The following is a 19328-nucleotide window of genomic DNA, read 5'->3' as shown; positions in this document are numbered from 1 at the left end:
GCCCCGCGATAGGCACAATACAAAACCCACGTGGGAAAACCCGGCCCAATAGAGGCCACCCCACTCCACAGCAACCCAGACTGCCCCCATGTACACCAAGAATTTCGTCAACCCGTGCCCCGACTGGGCCACGGCCTTGCTCAATGGCTTCAGCCAGGTCCTGCTGCAGCGCAATCCGCTGTGCGGGCTGTTGTGCCTGCTGGCCATCACCCTGACCGCTCCCGACCTGGTCGGCGGTGCCTTGCTCGGTGCCCTTGCCGGCCTGCTCACCGCCCAACGCCGTGGCTACAATCGCACGGACCGCCAGGCTGGCCTATACAGTTACAACGGCGTGCTGATCGGCCTGCTGCTCAGCTATGCCCTGCCCTGGTCGGCGATTCTGCCGCCGCTGATCATTGCTGCCGGCGGCCTGAGCAGCATGCTCGTACACCAGTGGCTCAAACGCGCCAGCTCCAACCTGCTGCTCCCGGCATATACCGCTCCATTCGTATTGATCGGCTGGGCCGTGCTGATAGTCAGCGAACCCGGCGCCAGCAGCACCAGCCCGATCGAGCCCAATGCGCTCTATGCCCTGGCGTGCGGGCTGGGTCAGATCTTCCTGCTGAACAACCCGCTTGCCGGTCTGTTGATCGCCATCGGCCTGCTGATCGCCAACCGCTATGCCGCGGCCTGGGCATTGCTCGGCGCGGCGCTGGGCGGTAGCTTCGCACTGCTTGGCGGCGAAGCCAATGCCGCGTACGCCGGCCTGTACGGCTTCAACGCCGCACTCGCCGCCCTAGCCTTCAGCCAGACCCGTAAACAGCCCTGGCTGCCGTTGCTGGCAATGATCCTGGCAATCATCCTGCAACCGCTGGTTGCACAACTGCCGGTACCCGGCCTGACGGCGCCGTTCATCTTCGCCTGCTGGCTGGTGCTGATCGGCCAGCGCCTGATGCGCCAGCCACCTGCCCGCCGAGCCAGCCGCTTGCATAGCTGAGGCACTGCCCCTAGGCTCAGCTCCATCGTGAAATGGAGCTGAGCATGGATACCCCTTTGAGCTGGCGTGCGCGGCTCTACGTCATCGTTTTTCAAACCGACACCGTCGCTGGCCGACGCTTTGACAGCATCCTGCTGCTGATCATCCTCGCCAGCCTGATCACCGTGGTGCTGGACAGCATCGATGAAGTGCACCAGAACTACGCCGGACTGCTGGCCGGGATCGAGTGGGGGTTCACCGCCATCTTTCTGGTCGAGTACCTGATTCGCCTGTACTGCTCGCCCAAGCCCTTACGCTACGCTTTCAGCTTCTACGGTCTGGTCGACCTGCTGGCGATCGTGCCGGGAATCATCGCCTTGTACTACAGCGACGCGCAGTACCTGCTGATCATCCGGGTGATCCGCATGCTGCGCATCTTCCGCGTGCTCAAGCTCAGCCCCTATCTCAAACAAGCGCATTACCTGCTCTCGGCACTGCGCGGCAGCAAGCAGAAAATCATTGTGTTTTTGCTCAGTGTCTCGACCCTGGTGACGGTGTTTGGCACCCTGATGTACGTAGTCGAAGGACCGGAACATGGTTTTACCAGCATTCCCAAAGGGATCTACTGGGCAATCGTCACCCTGACCACGGTCGGCTTTGGCGATATCGTGCCCAAGACGCCACTGGGCCAGGTGATTTCCTCATTGGTGATGATCACCGGTTACTCGATCATTGCCGTGCCCACCGGAATCTTCACCGCGGAGCTGGCCAATGCCATGCGCGGCGAGCAACTGCAACATGACTGCCCGGTATGCCGGAAAAACAACCACGAGCACGGTGCCGCGTTCTGCTCGCGTTGTGGTAATGCGTTGTTCAAGAAAACGGAATAAGCAAAGTACTTTTTAATCTTTTTGCGCCTAAGCTTGAGCCGCTATAGTCGCTGGCATAATGCCTTTAACGCCAATTCGAACAAGGAATGCGCAGTGAAAAAACGCTTTAGTGCCTCGCTTCTGGCCGCCGGCCTCGCCCTGGGCTCCCTGGTCCACGCCGCACCAGCGCCGTTGCTGAACGTCTCCTATGACGTGATGCGCGACTTCTACAAGGACTACAACGCCGCCTTCCAGAAGCACTGGGAAGCCGAGCACAAAGAGAAAATCACCGTACAGATGTCCTTCGGCGGTTCGAGCAAGCAAGCGCGCTCGGTGATCGATGGTCTGCCGGCAGATGTCATCACCATGAACATGGCCACCGACATCAATGCCCTGGCCGACAACGGCAAACTGGTACCGGACAATTGGGTCACCCGCCTGCCGAACAACAGCGCACCGTTCACCTCGGCTACCGTATTCATCGTCCGCAAGGGCAACCCCAAGGCCCTCAAAGACTGGCCTGATCTGCTCAAAGACGGCGTCCAGGTCATCGTCCCAAACCCGAAAACCTCCGGTAACGGTCGCTACACCTACCTCTCGGCCTGGGGCTATGTCCTGAAGAAAGGCGGTGACGAGAACAAGGCCAAGGATTTTGTCGGCAAACTGTTCAAACAGGCGCCGGTGCTCGATACCGGTGGCCGTGCCGCGACCACCACCTTCATGACCAACCAGATCGGCGACGTGCTGGTGACCTTCGAGAACGAAGCGGAGATGATCGCCCGCGAGTTCGGCCGCGATCAGTTCGAAGTGATCTACCCGAGCGTCTCCGCCGAAGCGGAACCACCGGTGAGCGTGGTCGACAAGGTTGTGGACAAAAAAGGCAGCCGCGCAACCGCCGAGGAGTACCTGAAGTATCTGTGGTCGCCAGAGGCCCAGGAAATCGCTGCCAACAACTACCTGCGCCCACGTGATCCGGCAGTGCTGGCCAAATACACCGACCGTTTCCCGAAAGTCGATTTCCTCTCGGTGGAGAAGACCTTCGGTGACTGGCGCAGCGTGCAGAAGACCCACTTCAACGACGGTGGCGTGTTCGACCAGATCTATACCGGCCAGTAACACTTGCCCGTGGGGGCGGATTCATCCGCTCCCTGGCAAATCGACAGAGCCTGTGGTTCAGGATGGCCTGGACGACGTCAGTCAGGAACTGGATGTCGACAACCACCTGAATGATAACTGGCGCCTGCGCGCCGATGGCTTGATTCGACTTTCTAGCGCCCTGACATCGGTGATAAAGTCGCGCCCATGAACGCCTCCCCTGCCAACCGCCCGCTGATTGCCTGGACTCTGTACTTCTGCGTCCTGTTCAATCTGTTCGCCTGCGGTATCGGTCACGGGCAAATGGTGGGCCTGCAACTCAACGGGATCGGCGGCGCCTATTGTTCGGCCATGGGCAGCGCAGGGCCGACCCTGAAAAGTGATTTCAGCGACCAGTCGGTGTCTGGCTGGGACAGCATGCAAACCTGTCCGGTGTGCGCCGCAGCGGTGGTTTGCCTGGGCCTGGCGCTGGTCATCGGCTGGTTGCTGGCCGCCGCCCGCACCCGACGCTATCACCGCGAACTGCGCAGCAAAGCGCCACCGCGCTATTGCTGGCCCGCCGCCAACCCTCGCGCCTCACCGCTTCTGGCTTGATCCCTGCGGCAGCCCGCGCGGCTGCCGGTAACCGGCCTTTTCGCTGCGCCTGTCTGACAGGCGCCGCTGGCCGCTGGCTCAATTTCCAGAGTGCAATTCATGTCTCACTCCCATCGCTTTTCCGGTTGCGCGGCGCTGCTGTGCGCGCTGTCTTTCAATGCCTCGGCCGATGCGCCGTTGACCCTGCCCGATGTGCACATCGACGGTCGCGCAGAAACCGAGGATGGCGTGCTGCTCGACACCCCTTCCCAGACTGGCTCACGCCTGAGTCTGACCCCTCGTGAAACGCCAGCATCGGTGAGCATCATCAACCGCCAGCAGATCGAACAACGCGGCGCCCAGACCACCCAGGACATGCTCGCCGGCGTGCCGGGCATGACCGCCGCCTCGCCACCCGGCTCGGCAGGATCGGTAGCCTACCGCGGCTTTTCGGGGGCGCAGATCACCCAACTGTTCAACGGCATCAGCGTGCAGTACGACTCCATTGCCGCGCGTCCGGTGGACAGCTGGATCTATGACCGCGTCGAAGCCATCGGCGGGCCTTCGAGCTTTCTGTTCGGCGCCGGTGCCGTGGGTGGCTCGATCAACTACATCACCAAGCTGGCCAGCCGTGACGAGAGCTTCAACGAAGGCCGCATCAAGTACGGTTCCTACGACAGCAGCGAAACCTCGTTCGGTTTCAACCATGCCCTCAACGACGCTGACGGCATCCGCAACTATGCCCGCCTGGACTTCAGCCATACCCACAGCAATGGTTACGTTGACCGTGAGGAGCGCGATGCCTGGAGTGTGGCCTTCTCGCTGCTGACCGACATCAACGACCAGCTGTCCCACACCCTCGCCCTGGAGTACCAGAACGAGAGCGTCGACAGCCCCTACTGGGGCAGCCCGGTACTCAACCCGCTGGGTGGCGAAATGAAGGTCGACGAGAGCCGCCGTTTCGAAAACTACAACGTCGAAGACGGCCGCTACGAGCAACGCGTGCGCTGGCTGCGCTCGATCACCGAGTACCGTTTCAACGACGACACCTCGCTGCGCAACACCCTCTACCACTACAACACCGAGCGAAACTTCCGCAACCTCGAGACCTACGCCTACAACGCCGACAACAGCCAGGTCAAACGCTCCAACGCGCTGTTGCAGCGCCATGACCAGGAGCTCAACGGCAACCGTATCGAACTGCTGCACCAAGGCCAGTTGCTGGGCATCAACAGCCAGTGGTCGAGCGGCGTGGACTACAGCCACAACGTGCAGACGAACTATCCGCGCTCGGTCAGCGGGGTGTTCGACAGCGTCGATCCGGCGCACTTCGAGCCCGGTCATTTCTACGACCTCAAAGGCATGGTCCCGGGCTACCAGAAGAACCGCCAGAACACCGTCGACACCTGGGCCGCATTCCTTGAAAACCGCTTGCAGCTGACTGATCGCCTGTCGCTGCTGACCGGCTTGCGCCATGACCACATCGACCTTCAGGTGCACAACTACCGCACTGCCGATGCCAACAACCCGCGCGACTTCAAGCGCATCTACGAACCTACCACCGGACGCGTCGGCCTGGTCTACGAACTGACCCCAGCGGCCAACGTCTACGTGCAGTACAGCACCGCTGCCGACCCGCCCGCCGGCATCCTCACCACCGCAACTTTCGCCCAGGTGCGCGACTTTGACCTGAGCACCGGCAAACAGATCGAAGTGGGCAGCAAGTTCAGCTTCCTCGAAGGCCGCGGCGCCGCCACCGTTGCCGCCTACCACATCGTGCGCAAGGACCTGGCTACTGCCGACCCGGCCAACCCAGGCGTCACCCAGCCGGTGGGCAAGCAATCATCACGCGGCATCGAACTGGCCGCCTCCCTGCGCGTCACCCCGCAACTACTGGCCGAGGGTAACTTCGCCTACGTCGACGCTCAGTACGATGAGTTCAATGAAAACGTCGGCGGTACCAGCGTCTCGCGCAAGGGCAATACCCCGACCAACATCCCCGAGCGGGTCGCCAACCTGTGGCTGACCTACGACATCGCCCCCAGCTGGCAGGTAGGTGCCGACAGCCGCTACGTGTCATCGGTGTATGCCGATGCGGCCAACACCCGTTATGCACCGGCTTACACAATCTTCGGCGCCTTCGTTGGCTACAAGGTCGATGAAGACACACATATCACCGCCCGGGTACGCAACCTGACTGACGAGGTGTACGCGCGCTGGACCAGTTCGAGCATGCTCTACCTCGGTGCGCCGCGGACCCTGGAGCTGGCCGTGCAGACCCGCTTCTAGGACGCCGACGATGAAACGTTACCTGTACCTGTGGCACCGCTGGCTAGGCATCGGCCTGTGCCTGTTCATGGCCCTGTGGTTTTTCTCGGGCGTGGTCATGCTCTACATCGGCTACCCCAAGCTGACACCGCGAGAGCACCTGACTCATCTGCCGGTGCTCAGCCTACAGGACTGCTGCGTCGACCTGAGCATCGCACTGGCTGCAGCCGATCCACAGCGCTCCCCTGCGAGCATTCGTCTGAGCACCGTAGCCGGTGAGCCGCGCTACCTGTTCAGCTATCCGGGCCGCAGCAATGTCGCAGTGGATGCGCGCACCGGCCAGCGCGTGGGCTTCACCGACCGCGAACAGGCCCTGGCCGCCGCTCGCCAGTACGATCCATTGGCGACACCGCTTTATCAGGGCCCGGTACAGGAAGACCTCTGGAGCCATTCCCGCGCGCTGGATGCCGACCGGCCCTTGCAGCGGGTACAGCTTGCCGATGTCGACGGCACTCTGTTGTATATCTCCGGGCAAACCGGCGAAGTGGTCCGCGATGCCTGCGCCCTGGAGCGTGGCTGGAACCTGGTCGGCGCCTGGCTGCACTGGTTGTACCCGTTGCGAGGCATCGGCGTGGATGGGTGGTGGAGCAATCTGGTGATCTACCTGTCCCTGACTGCCACTGTCATGGCGGTGCTTGGAGCGGTGATCGGTGTGCTGCGCTGGCGCATCAGCAAACCCTACCGCAGCGGCTCGCGTTCGCCCTATCGGGGGTTTGCCCGCTGGCACCACATCGGTGGTTTGCTGTTCGGCATACTGGCGATCACCTGGATCTTCAGTGGATTGATGTCGATGAATCCATGGCGGATTTTCAGTAGTTCAGCGCCACTGGACACATCGGCGTACCAAGGTGGGCCGTTGCAGGCCCAAGCCTTTCCGGTTTCCGCGGCCCAGGCGCTTTCACGTTTTGCCGATGAAGGATTGGTGACGCGGGAGCTGGAATGGCGTCTGGTCGGTGGCTTGGGTTACCTGATCGGTCATGACGGCGGTGGTCGTACCCGAGTGCTGTCGATGGTCGACGGGCAGGTGCTCGACCGCCTGCCGAGAGAAGTGCTGGAGCGCGCTGCGCAGACGATTGTGCCGCAGGGGCAGATGCACAGTGAGCTACTCGATACCTACGACTTTTACTATTACGCCCGGGCTGAGCAGAGCATGCTCGGGCATCTGGAAAAGCGGTTACCGGTGTTGCGGGTGCGCTTTGATGATCCGCAACAGACCTGGTTGCATCTGGATCTGTACACCGGGGAGGTGCTTGGCGTGCTTGATCAACCCAAGCGGGTATCACGCTGGTTGTTTGCCTTGTTGCATAGCTGGGACTGGTTGCCGTTGCTGCAGCGGCGGCCGGTTTGGGATATCTGGATGATCGCATTCAGTGTTGGAGGACTGATTCTCAGCGTCAGTGGTGTGGTGTTGGGATGGCGGCGATTACGTAAGTAGTTCAGGTTTTTTGGGGGGCGTTTAGTTCTTTGCGTTTATCCATTGGCGGTGGTGGCGCTGCCAATGGATATGCCCACAAATCCGAGGGCCTCATCGCGGGGCAAGCCCGCTCCCACCGAGCAAATCAGATTCCACTGACTAGCCAACGCCGGGTCCTAAGACCTATCCTACGCAATCTGTCGGCCTCAGTAGCTTGCCCGGGGAAGGTCTTAACACTAGGCTCGCTCGGTCACTGAATCTTCGGTGATCGGGTTTGGCGACCCGGCAAATATATGCAGACATACCCCTGAACGATGGCTGGCGTCCTGGACGTCTGCGCCTCTTTTATGGTGGCTGTGCGCGGGAGGGCTTAGGCCCTGCCGGGGTTTCCTGCGTTGATCCGGTTCGCCAACCCGCGTACAGCTACCACCCATTCTCGTTTGGCGACGAGCGAGTGGTAGCTCCATCAACCAGGAGCACCATGATGAAAAAACCCGTTCCCGATCCCCCCAGCCTGCACCTCATTGAAACGCTCGAAACCGACCTCCCCTGTTGCCCGGAACATCCGCCCTTGTTCAGCGTACGCGCCGGCGTCAGTGCTGAAGATGCGCTGGTGCATGCTTCGTTTTACCTCAAGTGCGCCCGTACCACCGTTATCGAAGCCGTCCGCCATACCAACAAGGAAGGACGAGGCTTGATCTGGTCCACCCAGCATTCAGTGGAGATGGCCATGGCGCTGCTTGATGCGTTGCTTGACGGGCTAGAGGCGCGACAGACGCCCGACTGATCCGCGCCCACAAAAGCAAGTCGCTCCCTCCTAGCGGAACACCAGCGCCTTGAGCCCACCCGCCGGATCGTTATCGGGAAACTCCGGTGGGTTGGCCAAACGCTCGACGAACACCAGATCCGGCGCCTCTTCGGCCATACCCTCAATCAAAAACTCAGGCCCGATGGCCGGATCATTGACACACGCCAACACCGTCCCACCGTCAGCCAACAGTTCCGGCAACCGCCGCAAAATCTTGCGGTAATCCTGAGTCAACACAAAGCTGCCTTTCTGAAAGGTCGGCGGATCGATAATGATCAGATCATAAGGCCCGGACTTACGCACCTTGCCCCACGACTTGAACAACTCATGCCCAAGAAAACTCACCCGCCCCAGGTCGTGGCCATTGAGCCGATGATTATCCCGCCCACGGCTCAGCGCCGAGCGCGCCATATCCAGATTGACCACCTGTTCGGCACCACCGGCAATCGCCGCCACCGAAAACCCACAGGTATAGGCAAACAGGTTCAGCACCCGCTTGCCCGCGGCCTGCTCACGCACCCAGCGCCGCCCATAACGCATATCGAGAAACAACCCGGTGTTCTGCTTCAAACCAAGATCGAGCTGATAGCGCAAACCGTCTTCATCAATCAGCCAGTGCTCACTCGGCGAGCCCAGCAACCACTGCCCGGGACTGTCGGGCAGGTAGCGATGCTGGATCAGAATGGCCTGACCACTCCAGCACGGTGCCTGAGCGAGCGCCAACAGCATCTGCTCCAACGCCGGCAATTGACCGGCCGCTGGCTCGCGAAACAGCGACACCAGCAGCACACCTTGCAACCAGTCCACCGTGATCTGCTCAAGCCCCGGCCAGCAGCGCCCGCGGCCATGAAACAGCCGACGGGTTTCGGCCGGCGCCGGGTCAAGCGCCGCAAGCAGGTGTTGCTGGAGAGTGTCGATCACAGAAGTCATGGCCAGGTTCAATACAGGAAAGCCGCCTATTCTACCCTGACCGCTCGCACTCGGCAGTGCAGTTGATGCGCCGTCAGGAACCGACTGGGGCCTCTACACTGCCTATCCCACCCTCGTCTCTTGAGTTGTCGCGCCTGGGTTACCGCGATTTGCTGCCGTAGCGTCCGGCTTGACCGCTGGTTTGAACCACCAGCCTTGCTGCATACCGGCGGCGGCCAGCAGGATCGTCGCCACACCCAGCCACTGCAGCGGCGCCAGGCGATGGTCGAAGGCGAACCAGTCAACGAAGATCGCCGCGATCGGGTAGATGAACGACAACGCCCCGGTCAATGCGGTCGGCAGTTTCTGAATGGCACCGTACAGCAGCACATACATCACCCCGGTGTGAACAATCCCCAGCGTGACCAGCGAAGCCAGCGCACCCGCCTCGCTGGGCAGGCCCGAGGTATTGGCCCAGGGCGCCAGCAACAGGATGCCGGTGCACACCTGGATCAGCGCGATCAGGTGCGGTGGCGTACCACTCAGGCGCTTGATGATCAACGCCGCCACGGCATACAGGAACGCCGCACCCAAAGCCAGGCCGATCCCCAGCAGATAGTCATTGCCACTGCCGCCCTGGCTGCTGTGAGCGCTGACAATCGCTAGCATTCCGGCAAACGACAGCGCCAGCCAGAACAGCTTCTGCACGGTGATCTTCTCACCGAGGAACATGGCCGCCAGCCCGACCAGAATGAACGGCTGGACGTTATACACCGCGGTACCGATGGCAATCGAAGCCCGTGAATAAGAAGCGAACAACAACACCCAGTTGCCGACGATCGCCGCACCGCTGAGCACCGCCAGGGCGATGGTTGCCAGGGTCAGAATACCGGGCTTGAGAAAGCCCATGGCCAGGCAGATCAACAGCAAAGTGCCAGCGCCAAACACGCAGCGCCAGAACACCACATCCAGCACCGCTTGCCCGGACACCAGCACAAACCAGCCAATAGTCCCCGAGATCAGCATCGCGGCGACCATTTCCAGCGAACCACGGCGTATTGAATTGTCCATCACTCACCTCCCTGAAGATGGCTAAATTATGCGAGCCTGGCGGGCCACGCTCCAGTGGATAAAACAGGCTAAACTGCAAGAACACCTTTACTATCAAGGCAGATTTCGTAATTTGCCTAACGAGACTGAGATGACCGACGATATCGACCAGTTGTTGATCAAGGCGCTGATGGAAGACTCACGCCGCTCGCTCAAGGCCCTGGCGCAACTCAGCGGATTGTCTGCACCCAGCGTCAGCGAACGCCTGCGCCGCCTGGAAGAACGCGGTGTACTCAAAGGCTACACGGTCGAAATCGACCCGCGCTGCTTTGGCTATCAGTTGCAGGCAATCGTGCGGGTGCGGCCATTGCCGGGGCAATTGCAGGAAGTGGAACGGCAGATCATAGCGATCCCCGAGTTCACCGAGTGCGACAAGGTCATCGGTGAAGACTGCTTTATCGCCCGCTTGCATGTGCGCTCGATGGAAGAGCTGGATACGGTGCTGGACAAGCTCAACAACCATGCCGAGACCAACACCGCGATCGTGAAAAAGACGTCGGTCAAGCGACGCCTGCCGCCGATGGGGTAAGTGTTCTTACTGCACCGGCTCACTCGAAGGTTTGGCGATCAAGCCCTTCAGTTCACTGGTCATCGGAAACTCCAGGTTCAGCCCCTTGGGCGGAATCGGCTGCTCGAACCAGCGCTTATAGATGCCCTCGATCCTGCCGCTGCGGTAGACATCCGCCAGCGCCTCGTTGACCGCTGCCAGCAGTTGCTCATCACCCTTGCGCACCATGCAGCTGTAGATCTCCCGCGACTGCGCCTCACCGACCACCACCCAATCATGCGGATCGCGCGCCTTGGCCCGCTCGCCATAGAGCAGTGCGTCATCCATATAGAATGCAGCGGCCCGGCCGGACTGGAGCATCATGAACGCCTCACCATGGTCCTTGGCGCTGATGACAAAGGCGCCGAGGTTGTGCTCCAGGTTGTAATTCTTCAGGTACTTCTCATTGGTGGTGCCCGCAGTGCTGACCACATTTTTGCCCTTAAGATCGTCCAGCCCCTGAATGCCACTGCCCTTCCGGGTCAACAGTTGGCCCTTGACGAAAATAAAGCCATAAGAGAAGTCCACCTGCCTCTGCCGCTCGGCGGTGACCCCGGTGGTCCCGCACTCCAGGTCGACCGTACCGTTCTGCACCAGTGGAATCCGCGTTTGCGAGGTGACCAGGTTGTATCGCACGTTCAACTGCGGCACTGCCAGCTTGCTCTGCAGATGCTTGACGATTTCTCCGGCGAGATCGACCGAGTAGCCCATGGGTTTGCCGCTATGGTCGCCGATATAAGAAAAAGGAATGGAGGAATCACGATAACCCAGGGTGATGCTGCCCGAGTCGGCGATTTTCTTCAGGGTGCCGGAGAGTGCCGGCGTGTCGGCCAACGCCGAATTGGCGAACAACAGTGACAACGCAACCAATGTGGGTTTGAACATGATGAGCTCCTAGCCGCGCACGGCAATGACAGTGATTTCCACACGCACGCCGGGACGCGCCAGTTCGGCCTGCAAGGCGGTCCGGGTCGGGGCATGGCCCGGCACAAGCCACGCCGACCAGACCTCGTTCATCGCCTCGAAATCTGCGGCGATGTCCTTGAGATAAATAGTCGCGCTGAGCAGCTGGCTTTTGTCGCTGCCCGCCTCGGCCAGCAAGACATCGATCTTGCCCAGCACCTCGCGGGTCTGCTCACGGATATCGCTGGCCAGGGTCGGCACCTGGCCAGACAGGAACACCAGTTGCCCGAACTGGGCAGCGGCACTCAAGCGCTCGTTACTGTGCAAACGGGTTATCGACATCGGGACACTCCTTGCGGTTGTTGTTCTTGTGAAAGTCAGGCGGCCCGGGGGGACAGCCCGTGCAAGTCGATCGACGGCGTGCGGCCGGCGAGCACTTCGGCCAGCAGCGCGGCGCTGGCGCAAGCCAGGGTGAAACCGAGGGCGCCATGACCGAGATTGAGCCAGAGGTTGCGGTAGCGTGTCGCACCCAACAGAGGAACACCACTGGGGGTCGCTGGACGCATGCCTGCCCATTCCCGGGCATGTGCGTAGTCAGCGGCATCGGGCAAGGTTGCGACCGCCAGTTGGCGCATAGTGGCCAGCCGCAGCGGGTCCAGGGACTCGTCGAAGCCGACGATATCGACCATGGCGGCAACGCGCAGTTGATCCTCAAGGCGCGCATAGACGATTTTGCGGTCGTAGTCGGTGATGCTCACCTCCGGCGCTTGCTGCCCCGCCAGGATCGGCGCGGTGAGGCTGTAGCCCTTGAGCGGGTAGATCGGTAGTTGCAGGCCCGGCAGACCAAGACTGGCGCTGCGGTGCCCGGCGCACAACACCAGGCGCTCCACGGCCATGCGCTGCTCACCCAGCTGCAGCGCCTGGATCATGCCATCCGCATGACAGATAGCGGTGACACGCTGGCCCAGCAACAGCCGACAGCGACCGGAAGCCTGCAAGCGTTCAGCCAAGCTCAGGCAGAAGCGATGGCAATCGGCGACTTCTTCATCGGCGGTAAATACACCACCAATGAACGGCGTATTGGCCAGAGCCGGCTCCAGCGCGGCGATTTCGGCGGCATCGAGCACCTGCTGCCCCTGCGGATCGAGCAGATGGCGGCGAGCCTGGGCGAGACTGGCCGGATTACGGAAAGTCACCAGCTTGCCGTTGCGCCGCCAGGCAAAATCACCCAACCGGTCGACCTCACGCCACTGCGTCAGAATGTGCTGACTGTGCAGGGCCAGGCGCAATAAGTGGGCGGCATTGCTGCGGTTGACCGAAGTTCGGCAGGCAGCCATGAAGGCCCCCAACCAGCGCCATTGAGCCAGGTCCAGCCGTGGCCGCAGCTTGAGTGGCGAGTCGCCGCGCAGCAACCAGCCCAGGGCCTGCAGCGGTACACCGGCATCGGCCAGCGGCGACACATAGCGGTAGGACAATTGCCCGCCATTGGCAAAGCTGGTGCCCTCGGCCAGGCTCTCGCGCGCTTCGATCAGGTCCACTGCAAAGCCTTCGCGCACCAGGGCATAGGCTGTTGCCAGACCGATGACACCCCCACCAATGACCGTTACCCGCTGTGCCATGTGCTTTCATCCGCAAATCCGAAGGCGTTCAGGTTAGGACCGATGACAGCCGCCGGATAATGAATAAAAATGCACCGGCCATAAACAAAGGTTATGGGGTCAAGCATGCGTTTGCGTCACATCGAAGTGTTCCAGGCCATCCGCCAGACCGGCTCGATCAGCGGCGCGGCGCAATTGCTGCACGTCACCCAGCCTGCGGTGTCGAAGATTCTCCAGCACGCTGAAGCACAACTGGGTTTCCCGCTGTTTCTGCGGGTGCGCGGCAAGTTGCAGATCACCCCGGAGGCCCTGGCCCTGGAACGCGAGGTGGACAAGGTCAGCGACAGTGTCGAAGGCGTACGCCGCCTGGCCGCCAGCCTGCGCCGCCAGCCAGGCATCAACCTGCGCATCGGCGCCACGCCGGCACTGGCCCTGTCGCTGTTTCCAGCGGTGATCAACCAGTGGGCGGAGCGTCATCCGCACTCAGAATGCGAACTGTCCAGTTACCACAGCCGGGAGCTGGTGCAACAGTTGTTGATGCGCGAAGTCGATGTCGCCCTGACCTTGCGCCACCCCGAGCATCCCGGCCTGAATGTCCAGCCCCTGGCCCATGGTGTGTTGGTGGCGCTGGCGCCGACAGGCTACTGGCGCGAAGAAAGCCTGGGCCTGCCGCTGACGGTCGACGCCCTGGCCGGCGCGGCATTGATCGGCCTGAGCAGCAGCGACCCACTGGCGGCGCAGGTGAACAACTATCTGAAAAATCTTGAGCCGGCACCGCGCATCGGTATTCGTGTGCAGACCTACTCCTTGGCCCGGGCCATGGTCGAGGCCGGTGCCGGGTTGGCATTGATCGACCCGTTTACCGCCCTCGGCTCACAGCACACCCTAGTACGCCCCTTGAACCCGCCACTGCCGATTACCTTGTATGCGCTGACCCGAGCCAATGAAAGTCATCCACATACCCTGGACGACCTGTTGCAGTTGCTTTCCCAGCGCGCGCGGGAGCAGATTGCCAAAGTTCCGGCGTTGTCCCCCCCTGAATGCCTCGCCGATCAGCTCGGGCAGGTGTGTGCGCCGTTGTCCAGACCTTGCTTGTAGTTACGGCTAAGCAGGCTGGCCTTACCGTCGCGCCAGGTCAGGGTCAGGACATACAGCGAGTCAAAATCGCCCCCCTCCCAGTCCTCGGTGATCACCCGTTTCTCTCCCAGAGCTTTGCCGGCCACGGTATTGATCAGCTCAGGCAAGTAACCATGGGACCAGGCGGTGTAAACAGTAGCGTTGCGGTACTTGTCCTGCAGCAGCTCATCGGCCAGTTCGCCAGTGTCGTTGGCACCAAAGTCGATGTTCACCGGCAAGCCAAGCTTGATGGCGCTGGGGCTGATGGTCATCAGCGGGCGGATGTAACTGTAGGCGTCGTCCTTGCTGCCTTCTTCAACGTGACGCGACGGGTTGGCGGCAAACACGTAGTCAGCCTTGCCGAATTTCTCTGGAAGCAAAGTCGCCAGGTCCAGAGCACGATTGAGCCCTTGGCAGTTGAGTTGCCCCAGGCCTTCACCCGGCTTTTCGGCATGGCGCAGGAACACCAGCGTCTGGGTACCGTCCACCGGCTCAGCGTGGCTTTCGACGGCCTCCACGGCCAGCAGCGAGGCGCCCCCGAGCAGGACCAGCGAACAGAGGGTATGACGGTGGCGGTGGAACAGGGTCGACAACTTCATGGAGGGACTCTTGCGACGATAAGGGATGAGGCTGGCCCCCGCCTGTGACACGCCGCGGCCGAAGCCGCGGGTGATCCCTGTCTATCGTTTCATCCGTGAAGCGGGCTAACTGAGAGTGCATTGATCCCGTTTGGTTCGATCCCTGAATACTCAATCCCTGAGCACGAATGACATTAACGCTGCGACATTTCCGAATTAAGACAGACGCGGGTCAGTCGTCGCGGGTCAGGACTTCCAGCAACTCGATCTCGAAGGTCAAATTCGAATGCGCTGTGATCGCCCCCACGCTGCGCTCGCCATAGGCCAGGTGGGACGGTACTAGCAGCTTGCGCTTGCCGCCGACCTTCATGCCCATCAGGCCCTGGTCCCAGCCCTTGATGACCCGGCCGGTGCCGATCACGCACTGGAAGGGTTTGCCGCGGTCGTAGGACGAGTCGAATATGCTGCCGTCATCCAGCCAGCCGGTGTACTGGGTGGTGATCAGGGCGCCCTTGACGACTTCTTTGCCGTCCCCCAGCTGGATATCGATGATTTGCAATTCGCTGCTCATGCTTGACCTCGTTGACGCGTGAAAAGTGTTTCGAGGCTGCCTTTTCTCAAGAATGCAGGGGTTTGGCAAGCTCTGCCTGCGTGCCATGCTGACGCATCGACCAGCAAACGCCGCCGATGACCAGGATGATCGCGGCAGCCTCCAGCAGGCTTGGCCCGCTTTGGCGCCAGATGAACGCGTAAAGCAAGGCGAACAAGGTTTCGAACACAATCAGTTGGCCACTCATCGTCAGCGGCATGCGCTTGGAGGCGGCATTCCACAGCAATGCCGCCAACCACGAACCGAAAATCGCGCAACCCAGACTGTACAGCCAGAACAACCACCAACGCTCAGCCGGCGCCTCGACCTGCAACTGAGCAGGCTGCCACAGCGCAATAAGCGCCACTAACACCAGGCTGAACACCCCTGTCATTACCCCGCACAGCACTGACCACTGGTGGCTGTCAAAATGCCCGCACTGCTTGAGATAGCGGCTGTTGTTGACTGCGTACCAGGTCCAGCAAGCCAATGCGGCCAGGGCATAGAGTACGCCAGCAACTTTGTCGCCCTGCGCACCCGGCTCAACAGCGAACGTTTGCACATTGATACAGAGCATACCGGCGAGAATCAGCAATAGCGGCACAAGCAGTTGCTTGAGCGCTACACCACCATTGTCATGGCGGCCATAGAGGGTGATGGTCAACGGCAAGACACCGACAATCAGCGAAGCTGGCGCCACACCAAGGTGTTGAATGGCCGCCACCAGGCAGATGAAATAAAGCAAATTACCGACCAGCGCCAAGCGCCCAAGCATCCACAGGTCTGCCAGGGTCAAGCGCCCTACGGCCCGGCGCATTGGCAGCGCCAGAATCAGGGTGACCAGGCCGAACAGCACGAAGCGCGCACAACTGAGCAGCACTGGACTGAACTCTGGCAACAATTGCGGCACCATCAGCACCATTCCCCACATCGCCCCGGCTATCCCGGCGTAGGCCACACCCTGTTTCACTTGCCTGCTCCTGTTCAAAGAAGTGCGCAGGCTAACGCTTGGTCAGTGTCTGGACAAAAGATCATTCGGCACGCAGCCATTCCCATAGGGAATGGCTTTAACCCTGAAAGTATCGACTCTATGATGTAGCCATTCCTCAGAACGGACCATCAACATGAGTCGCTTCAGTCGTCACCTGCCCCCGCTGGACACCCTGATCGCTTTTGAGGCGGTGGTACGCACCGGCAGTTTCACCCGTGCCGCCAGCGAGCTGTACCTGACCCAGAGCGCCGTGAGCAAACAAATCAAGCTGCTGGAACAACACCTCGGCGCGGTGCTGTTCGAACGCCGGGCCCGCGGCATCGCCCTGACCTCGGCCGGGGAAGGCTTCAACGCGATTGTCGAGCCGATGCTGGAGAGCCTGTTGGCCAACGTGCTGCGCCTGAAAGCCGGCCATAGCAGTCGCAATGTCAGCGTCATCTGCACCCATGCCGTCGCCCAGTACTGGCTGTTCCCGCGCTTGCTGCGCTTCAACGAGCAGCACCCTGAGCTGACCGTGAATATCCATGCCAGTAACGAGATCAGTGAAAGCGATATTGCCCACTACGATTTCGGCATTCTCTATGGCCACGGCCATTGGAGCTCACTCAAGGCCGACAAGCTGTTCGACGAAACCATCTACCCGATTGCCAGCGTCAAGCGCGCCCTGCCCGCGATCGACTCGCTGGAGGCGCTGCAAACCTTGCCACTGATTCAACTGGATGCTTCGGCCTGGAACTGCCTGGACTGGCAGGACTGGTTCAGCCACCAGGGCCTGCGTTACCAGGCGCCCGCCGATGCGGTGACCTTCAACCAGGTCAATCTGGTGTTCGAAGCGGTGTTGCAAGGCATGGGGGTGGGGCTTGGCTGGGAATTCATGGCCCGCGAGCGCATCGATCAGGGTGCGATCCGCCAGGTATCGGCGTTTGTCGTGCACACCGGGCAAGCCGACTATCTGGTGCACGATAAACAAGCGCCCTGCTCACCGGCAGCGCTGGTATTTGCAGACTGGTTGCTGGCGCTCAGTTGAACAGAGCTTCGACTTCGGCACCGGTCATGATTTTCATCTGGTTGGCAATTAACGGTGTATTTTCTACCTGTTACCAGTCTATCCGGTACAACGCGGGGAAACGGTTACCGCCCTGGAATGAGGCCCCGTCGAAGTTGGGAGCAGGGTTTTGCAGGTCAACCGCCCATGCATGATCATTGGTGCCAATATTGTCCCCCGACCAGTAGTGCTTCAGTGGCCATTTCAGTAGTGCTGGCACACTCTTGCTTTGATCCTCATCCTTGTATTGTTCCCAAAATTGGCGCATCTGGGCCCGACTCAAAGCATTGCCTTGCGGGCGCACGTAGCTGCCTGGCGTGGTCCACCAACGATCATCTTCCCGCTTAACCAAGCGCACCCCGCTAAACGTGATGGTGTAACTCGCCTGATCACCGTTAGCATCGATCACTGTGATCACTGACGAGCCATTGTTAGCTGCGACCACAAAGCCTGTCTGATCTACAGTGGCCATTTCGGGTTTGCTTGACTGATAGATGTAAGGTGGCATACCGCCCGTGGCCTGCCGCTAGCTCCCTGCCGAAGTAGCGGCTGGGCGTAGAGGTGGACGATCAATTGCGATGATGTAGGAGGCATTCACAACTTGTGTATGCGCCGCTCCGATGTCCAACGACGTGTTAACCACGACGAACGTACTCTGGGAACTGATAACGTGGGCCCCAGCTGTTTTTTCTGGATCAGGGACTATCGCTCCTGCATTCGTTTCGTCAGGAGACATCCGTGACTTGAGCCCTTCCACGGTTGCACCGAAAGCCACCTGCACCTGCACTGTCAACTGTGAGTTACGCCCTAACCTCTCCAGTTCTGTTCGCAGCATGCTTTTGCTCAACCCCGCACCTACCTCGCTGTCGCTGACGCTCTGGTTCTGCGCAACGTAGAAACTGTACGGCGCTTCGTTCTCCAGTGTGCCGCTGACCTTGATCCAATAGCGCTGCCCTGCGGCAATCAACGGCCAGACCTTGACCGTGACGCTGGCATCGCCCGTGAAACGGGCGAGATCAAGCGGGCCGGCGCTGGCCTGGGGTACGCTTGGAGGTTGCAAAGCGCCCTGGGGCAGCTCACCGACAACCAGTGAGAGCGCCTTGGACAGCACACCCGGATTGCCCCTGCGGACAACGGCATAGCGCACCGTGATCGTCTTGCCTTGACTGGCTGCCACCACTGCGACCGGAATGGCGAAGTCAACGTAACCGAAGGGGCTGCCTGGCTGTTGCGCGGATTGATATGAATCCGCCCCGCCCTCACCCTGCCAGTCCACGGCCAGTTCGTCGTCAAGCAGCATGCCGGTGTAGGCGACGCGGACAGTGGCACCGTTTCTCGCCTGGATAGGGTTGAGCGTGGCGCCCGATGCTTCTCTCACCATTGGTGCCACCAGGTTTTGCTCAAGCTGCCGCTTGATCAGAAACGACAGCGCCTGCGAGGTGGCGGTGCGGCCGTTCTGGCGTTTGACCTCGTAGATCACCGATACAACATTATCGAGGTTGCCGATGATGTATGGCTCATAAGCGATCCTGACCGGAATCGGAACATTGGCATTGCCCTCATCCACAGTGATGGTGGTGGTAAAGGTGGGGCCGAGGGCGCTCTTAAACGTGAAGGTGATTACATCGCCTACAGCTTTGCGCGCGTACTGGGGGATGTTGGCGTTGGTCCCGTTGCGAACTTCGTCGAGATCGAGGATCAGGTTTCGCAGGCCGACGATGGCCTGGGTGGTGAGGCTGTCTGGGTGGGACTCATTGGACGTTGCCATCAGTGACTCCTGCAAATGAACAGCGCAGCATTAGTAGATTGCTGGGTATTCTGCAGGGAGCCTGGGCATCGGGTAACTGGTAAAAATACTAGGTGGCCTGTCCCTGGCCAACCGCAAACCGGGTGCAATCCG

The 19328-nt window shown here is 60.7% G+C and carries 20 protein-coding genes; 10 read left to right on the top strand and 10 right to left on the bottom strand.

Annotated features, from left to right (window positions below; translation table 11 throughout):
- Positions 1 to 88 precede the first annotated feature (88 nt).
- From C6382_RS15230 to C6382_RS15200, 7 genes are all read left to right on the top strand, one after another.
- Complete coding sequence (locus C6382_RS15230) at positions 89 to 976, top strand: urea transporter (RefSeq protein WP_107025238.1); 888 nt, start codon at positions 89 to 91, stop codon at positions 974 to 976.
- Positions 977 to 1020: 44 nt separating this feature from the next.
- Positions 1021 to 1845: an ion transporter gene (locus tag C6382_RS15225; protein ID WP_107025237.1), complete on the top strand. Its 825-nt coding sequence runs from the start codon at positions 1021 to 1023 to the stop codon at positions 1843 to 1845.
- Between the two features lie 93 nt (positions 1846 to 1938).
- Positions 1939 to 2940, top strand: a complete 1002-nt coding sequence (locus C6382_RS15220; protein ID WP_107025236.1) for a sulfate ABC transporter substrate-binding protein — start codon at positions 1939 to 1941, stop codon at positions 2938 to 2940.
- Between the two features lie 186 nt (positions 2941 to 3126).
- A complete protein-coding gene (locus C6382_RS15215) occupies positions 3127 to 3513 on the top strand; it encodes a DUF2946 domain-containing protein (protein WP_107025235.1) in 387 nt (128 codons plus the stop codon).
- Between the two features lie 99 nt (positions 3514 to 3612).
- A complete protein-coding gene (locus C6382_RS15210; protein ID WP_107025234.1) occupies positions 3613 to 5781 on the top strand; it encodes a TonB-dependent siderophore receptor in 2169 nt (722 codons plus the stop codon).
- 10 nt (positions 5782 to 5791) lie between these two features.
- Positions 5792 to 7255, top strand: coding sequence for a PepSY domain-containing protein (locus C6382_RS15205; protein WP_107025233.1), 1464 nt, complete (start codon positions 5792 to 5794; stop codon positions 7253 to 7255).
- 463 nt (positions 7256 to 7718) lie between these two features.
- On the top strand, positions 7719 to 8021 hold the full coding sequence (locus C6382_RS15200) for a DUF6124 family protein (RefSeq protein ID WP_107025232.1): 303 nt from the start codon (positions 7719 to 7721) through the stop codon (positions 8019 to 8021).
- 30 nt (positions 8022 to 8051) lie between these two features.
- On the opposite strand, the gene C6382_RS15195 is transcribed toward C6382_RS15200, so the two are convergent.
- Both C6382_RS15195 and C6382_RS15190 read right to left on the bottom strand, forming a co-directional pair.
- Entirely contained in the window at positions 8052 to 8972 is a 921-nt protein-coding gene (locus tag C6382_RS15195) for a class I SAM-dependent methyltransferase (protein WP_107025231.1), read from the bottom strand.
- 102 nt (positions 8973 to 9074) lie between these two features.
- Entirely contained in the window at positions 9075 to 10022 is a 948-nt protein-coding gene (locus tag C6382_RS15190) for a DMT family transporter (protein ID WP_256589115.1), read from the bottom strand.
- A gap of 130 nt (positions 10023 to 10152) precedes the next feature.
- On the opposite strand from C6382_RS15190, the gene C6382_RS15185 reads away from it, so the two are divergent.
- Entirely contained in the window at positions 10153 to 10590 is a 438-nt protein-coding gene (locus C6382_RS15185; RefSeq protein ID WP_107025230.1) for an Lrp/AsnC family transcriptional regulator, read from the top strand.
- Between the two features lie 6 nt (positions 10591 to 10596).
- Here C6382_RS15185 and C6382_RS15180 read toward each other — a convergent pair whose 3' ends face one another.
- Genes C6382_RS15180 through C6382_RS15170 form a run of 3 tightly spaced genes read right to left on the bottom strand, consistent with a single transcriptional unit; the run spans position 10597 to position 13130 of the window.
- A complete protein-coding gene (locus C6382_RS15180; protein WP_107025229.1) occupies positions 10597 to 11493 on the bottom strand; it encodes a transporter substrate-binding domain-containing protein in 897 nt (298 codons plus the stop codon).
- 9 nt (positions 11494 to 11502) lie between these two features.
- Complete coding sequence (locus C6382_RS15175) at positions 11503 to 11853, bottom strand: RidA family protein (RefSeq protein ID WP_107025228.1); 351 nt, start codon at positions 11851 to 11853, stop codon at positions 11503 to 11505.
- A gap of 35 nt (positions 11854 to 11888) precedes the next feature.
- Entirely contained in the window at positions 11889 to 13130 is a 1242-nt protein-coding gene (locus tag C6382_RS15170) for a D-amino acid dehydrogenase (protein ID WP_107025227.1), read from the bottom strand.
- A gap of 105 nt (positions 13131 to 13235) precedes the next feature.
- On the opposite strand from C6382_RS15170, the gene C6382_RS15165 reads away from it, so the two are divergent.
- Positions 13236 to 14207 (top strand): LysR family transcriptional regulator, encoded by a 972-nt coding sequence (locus C6382_RS15165; protein WP_107025226.1) that lies wholly within the window; start codon positions 13236 to 13238, stop codon positions 14205 to 14207.
- Here C6382_RS15165 and C6382_RS15160 read toward each other — a convergent pair.
- From C6382_RS15160 to C6382_RS15150, 3 genes are all read right to left on the bottom strand, one after another.
- Entirely contained in the window at positions 14162 to 14824 is a 663-nt protein-coding gene (locus tag C6382_RS15160) for a histidine phosphatase family protein (RefSeq protein ID WP_107025225.1), read from the bottom strand. The two genes, C6382_RS15165 and C6382_RS15160, sit on opposite strands and share 46 nt — an antisense overlap.
- Positions 14825 to 15035: 211 nt before the next feature.
- Positions 15036 to 15374, bottom strand: a complete 339-nt coding sequence (locus tag C6382_RS15155; protein WP_107025224.1) for an FKBP-type peptidyl-prolyl cis-trans isomerase — start codon at positions 15372 to 15374, stop codon at positions 15036 to 15038.
- A gap of 46 nt (positions 15375 to 15420) precedes the next feature.
- Positions 15421 to 16362 (bottom strand): DMT family transporter, encoded by a 942-nt coding sequence (locus tag C6382_RS15150; RefSeq protein ID WP_107025223.1) that lies wholly within the window; start codon positions 16360 to 16362, stop codon positions 15421 to 15423.
- A 154-nt stretch (positions 16363 to 16516) separates the two neighbouring features.
- Between C6382_RS15150 and C6382_RS15145 the strand changes: the two genes are divergently transcribed.
- The gene (locus tag C6382_RS15145) at positions 16517 to 17410 is read left to right on the top strand and encodes a LysR substrate-binding domain-containing protein (protein WP_107025222.1); all 894 of its coding nucleotides are present in this window, start codon (positions 16517 to 16519) and stop codon (positions 17408 to 17410) included.
- Positions 17411 to 17480: 70 nt separating this feature from the next.
- Here the strand turns inward: C6382_RS15145 and C6382_RS15140 are convergent, their stop codons facing one another.
- Both C6382_RS15140 and C6382_RS15135 read right to left on the bottom strand, forming a co-directional pair.
- On the bottom strand, positions 17481 to 17900 hold the full coding sequence (locus C6382_RS15140) for a hypothetical protein (RefSeq protein ID WP_107025221.1): 420 nt from the start codon (positions 17898 to 17900) through the stop codon (positions 17481 to 17483).
- Between the two features lie 54 nt (positions 17901 to 17954).
- A complete protein-coding gene (locus C6382_RS15135) occupies positions 17955 to 19196 on the bottom strand; it encodes a hypothetical protein (RefSeq protein WP_107025220.1) in 1242 nt (413 codons plus the stop codon).
- Positions 19197 to 19328: the final 132 nt, after the last annotated feature.

Origin of the sequence: Pseudomonas sp. BBP2017 (genome assembly GCF_003024385.1) — a bacterium.
Lineage (GTDB): Bacteria > Pseudomonadota > Gammaproteobacteria > Pseudomonadales > Pseudomonadaceae > Aquipseudomonas.
This window is presented reverse-complemented; position numbering and strand designations above follow the sequence as displayed.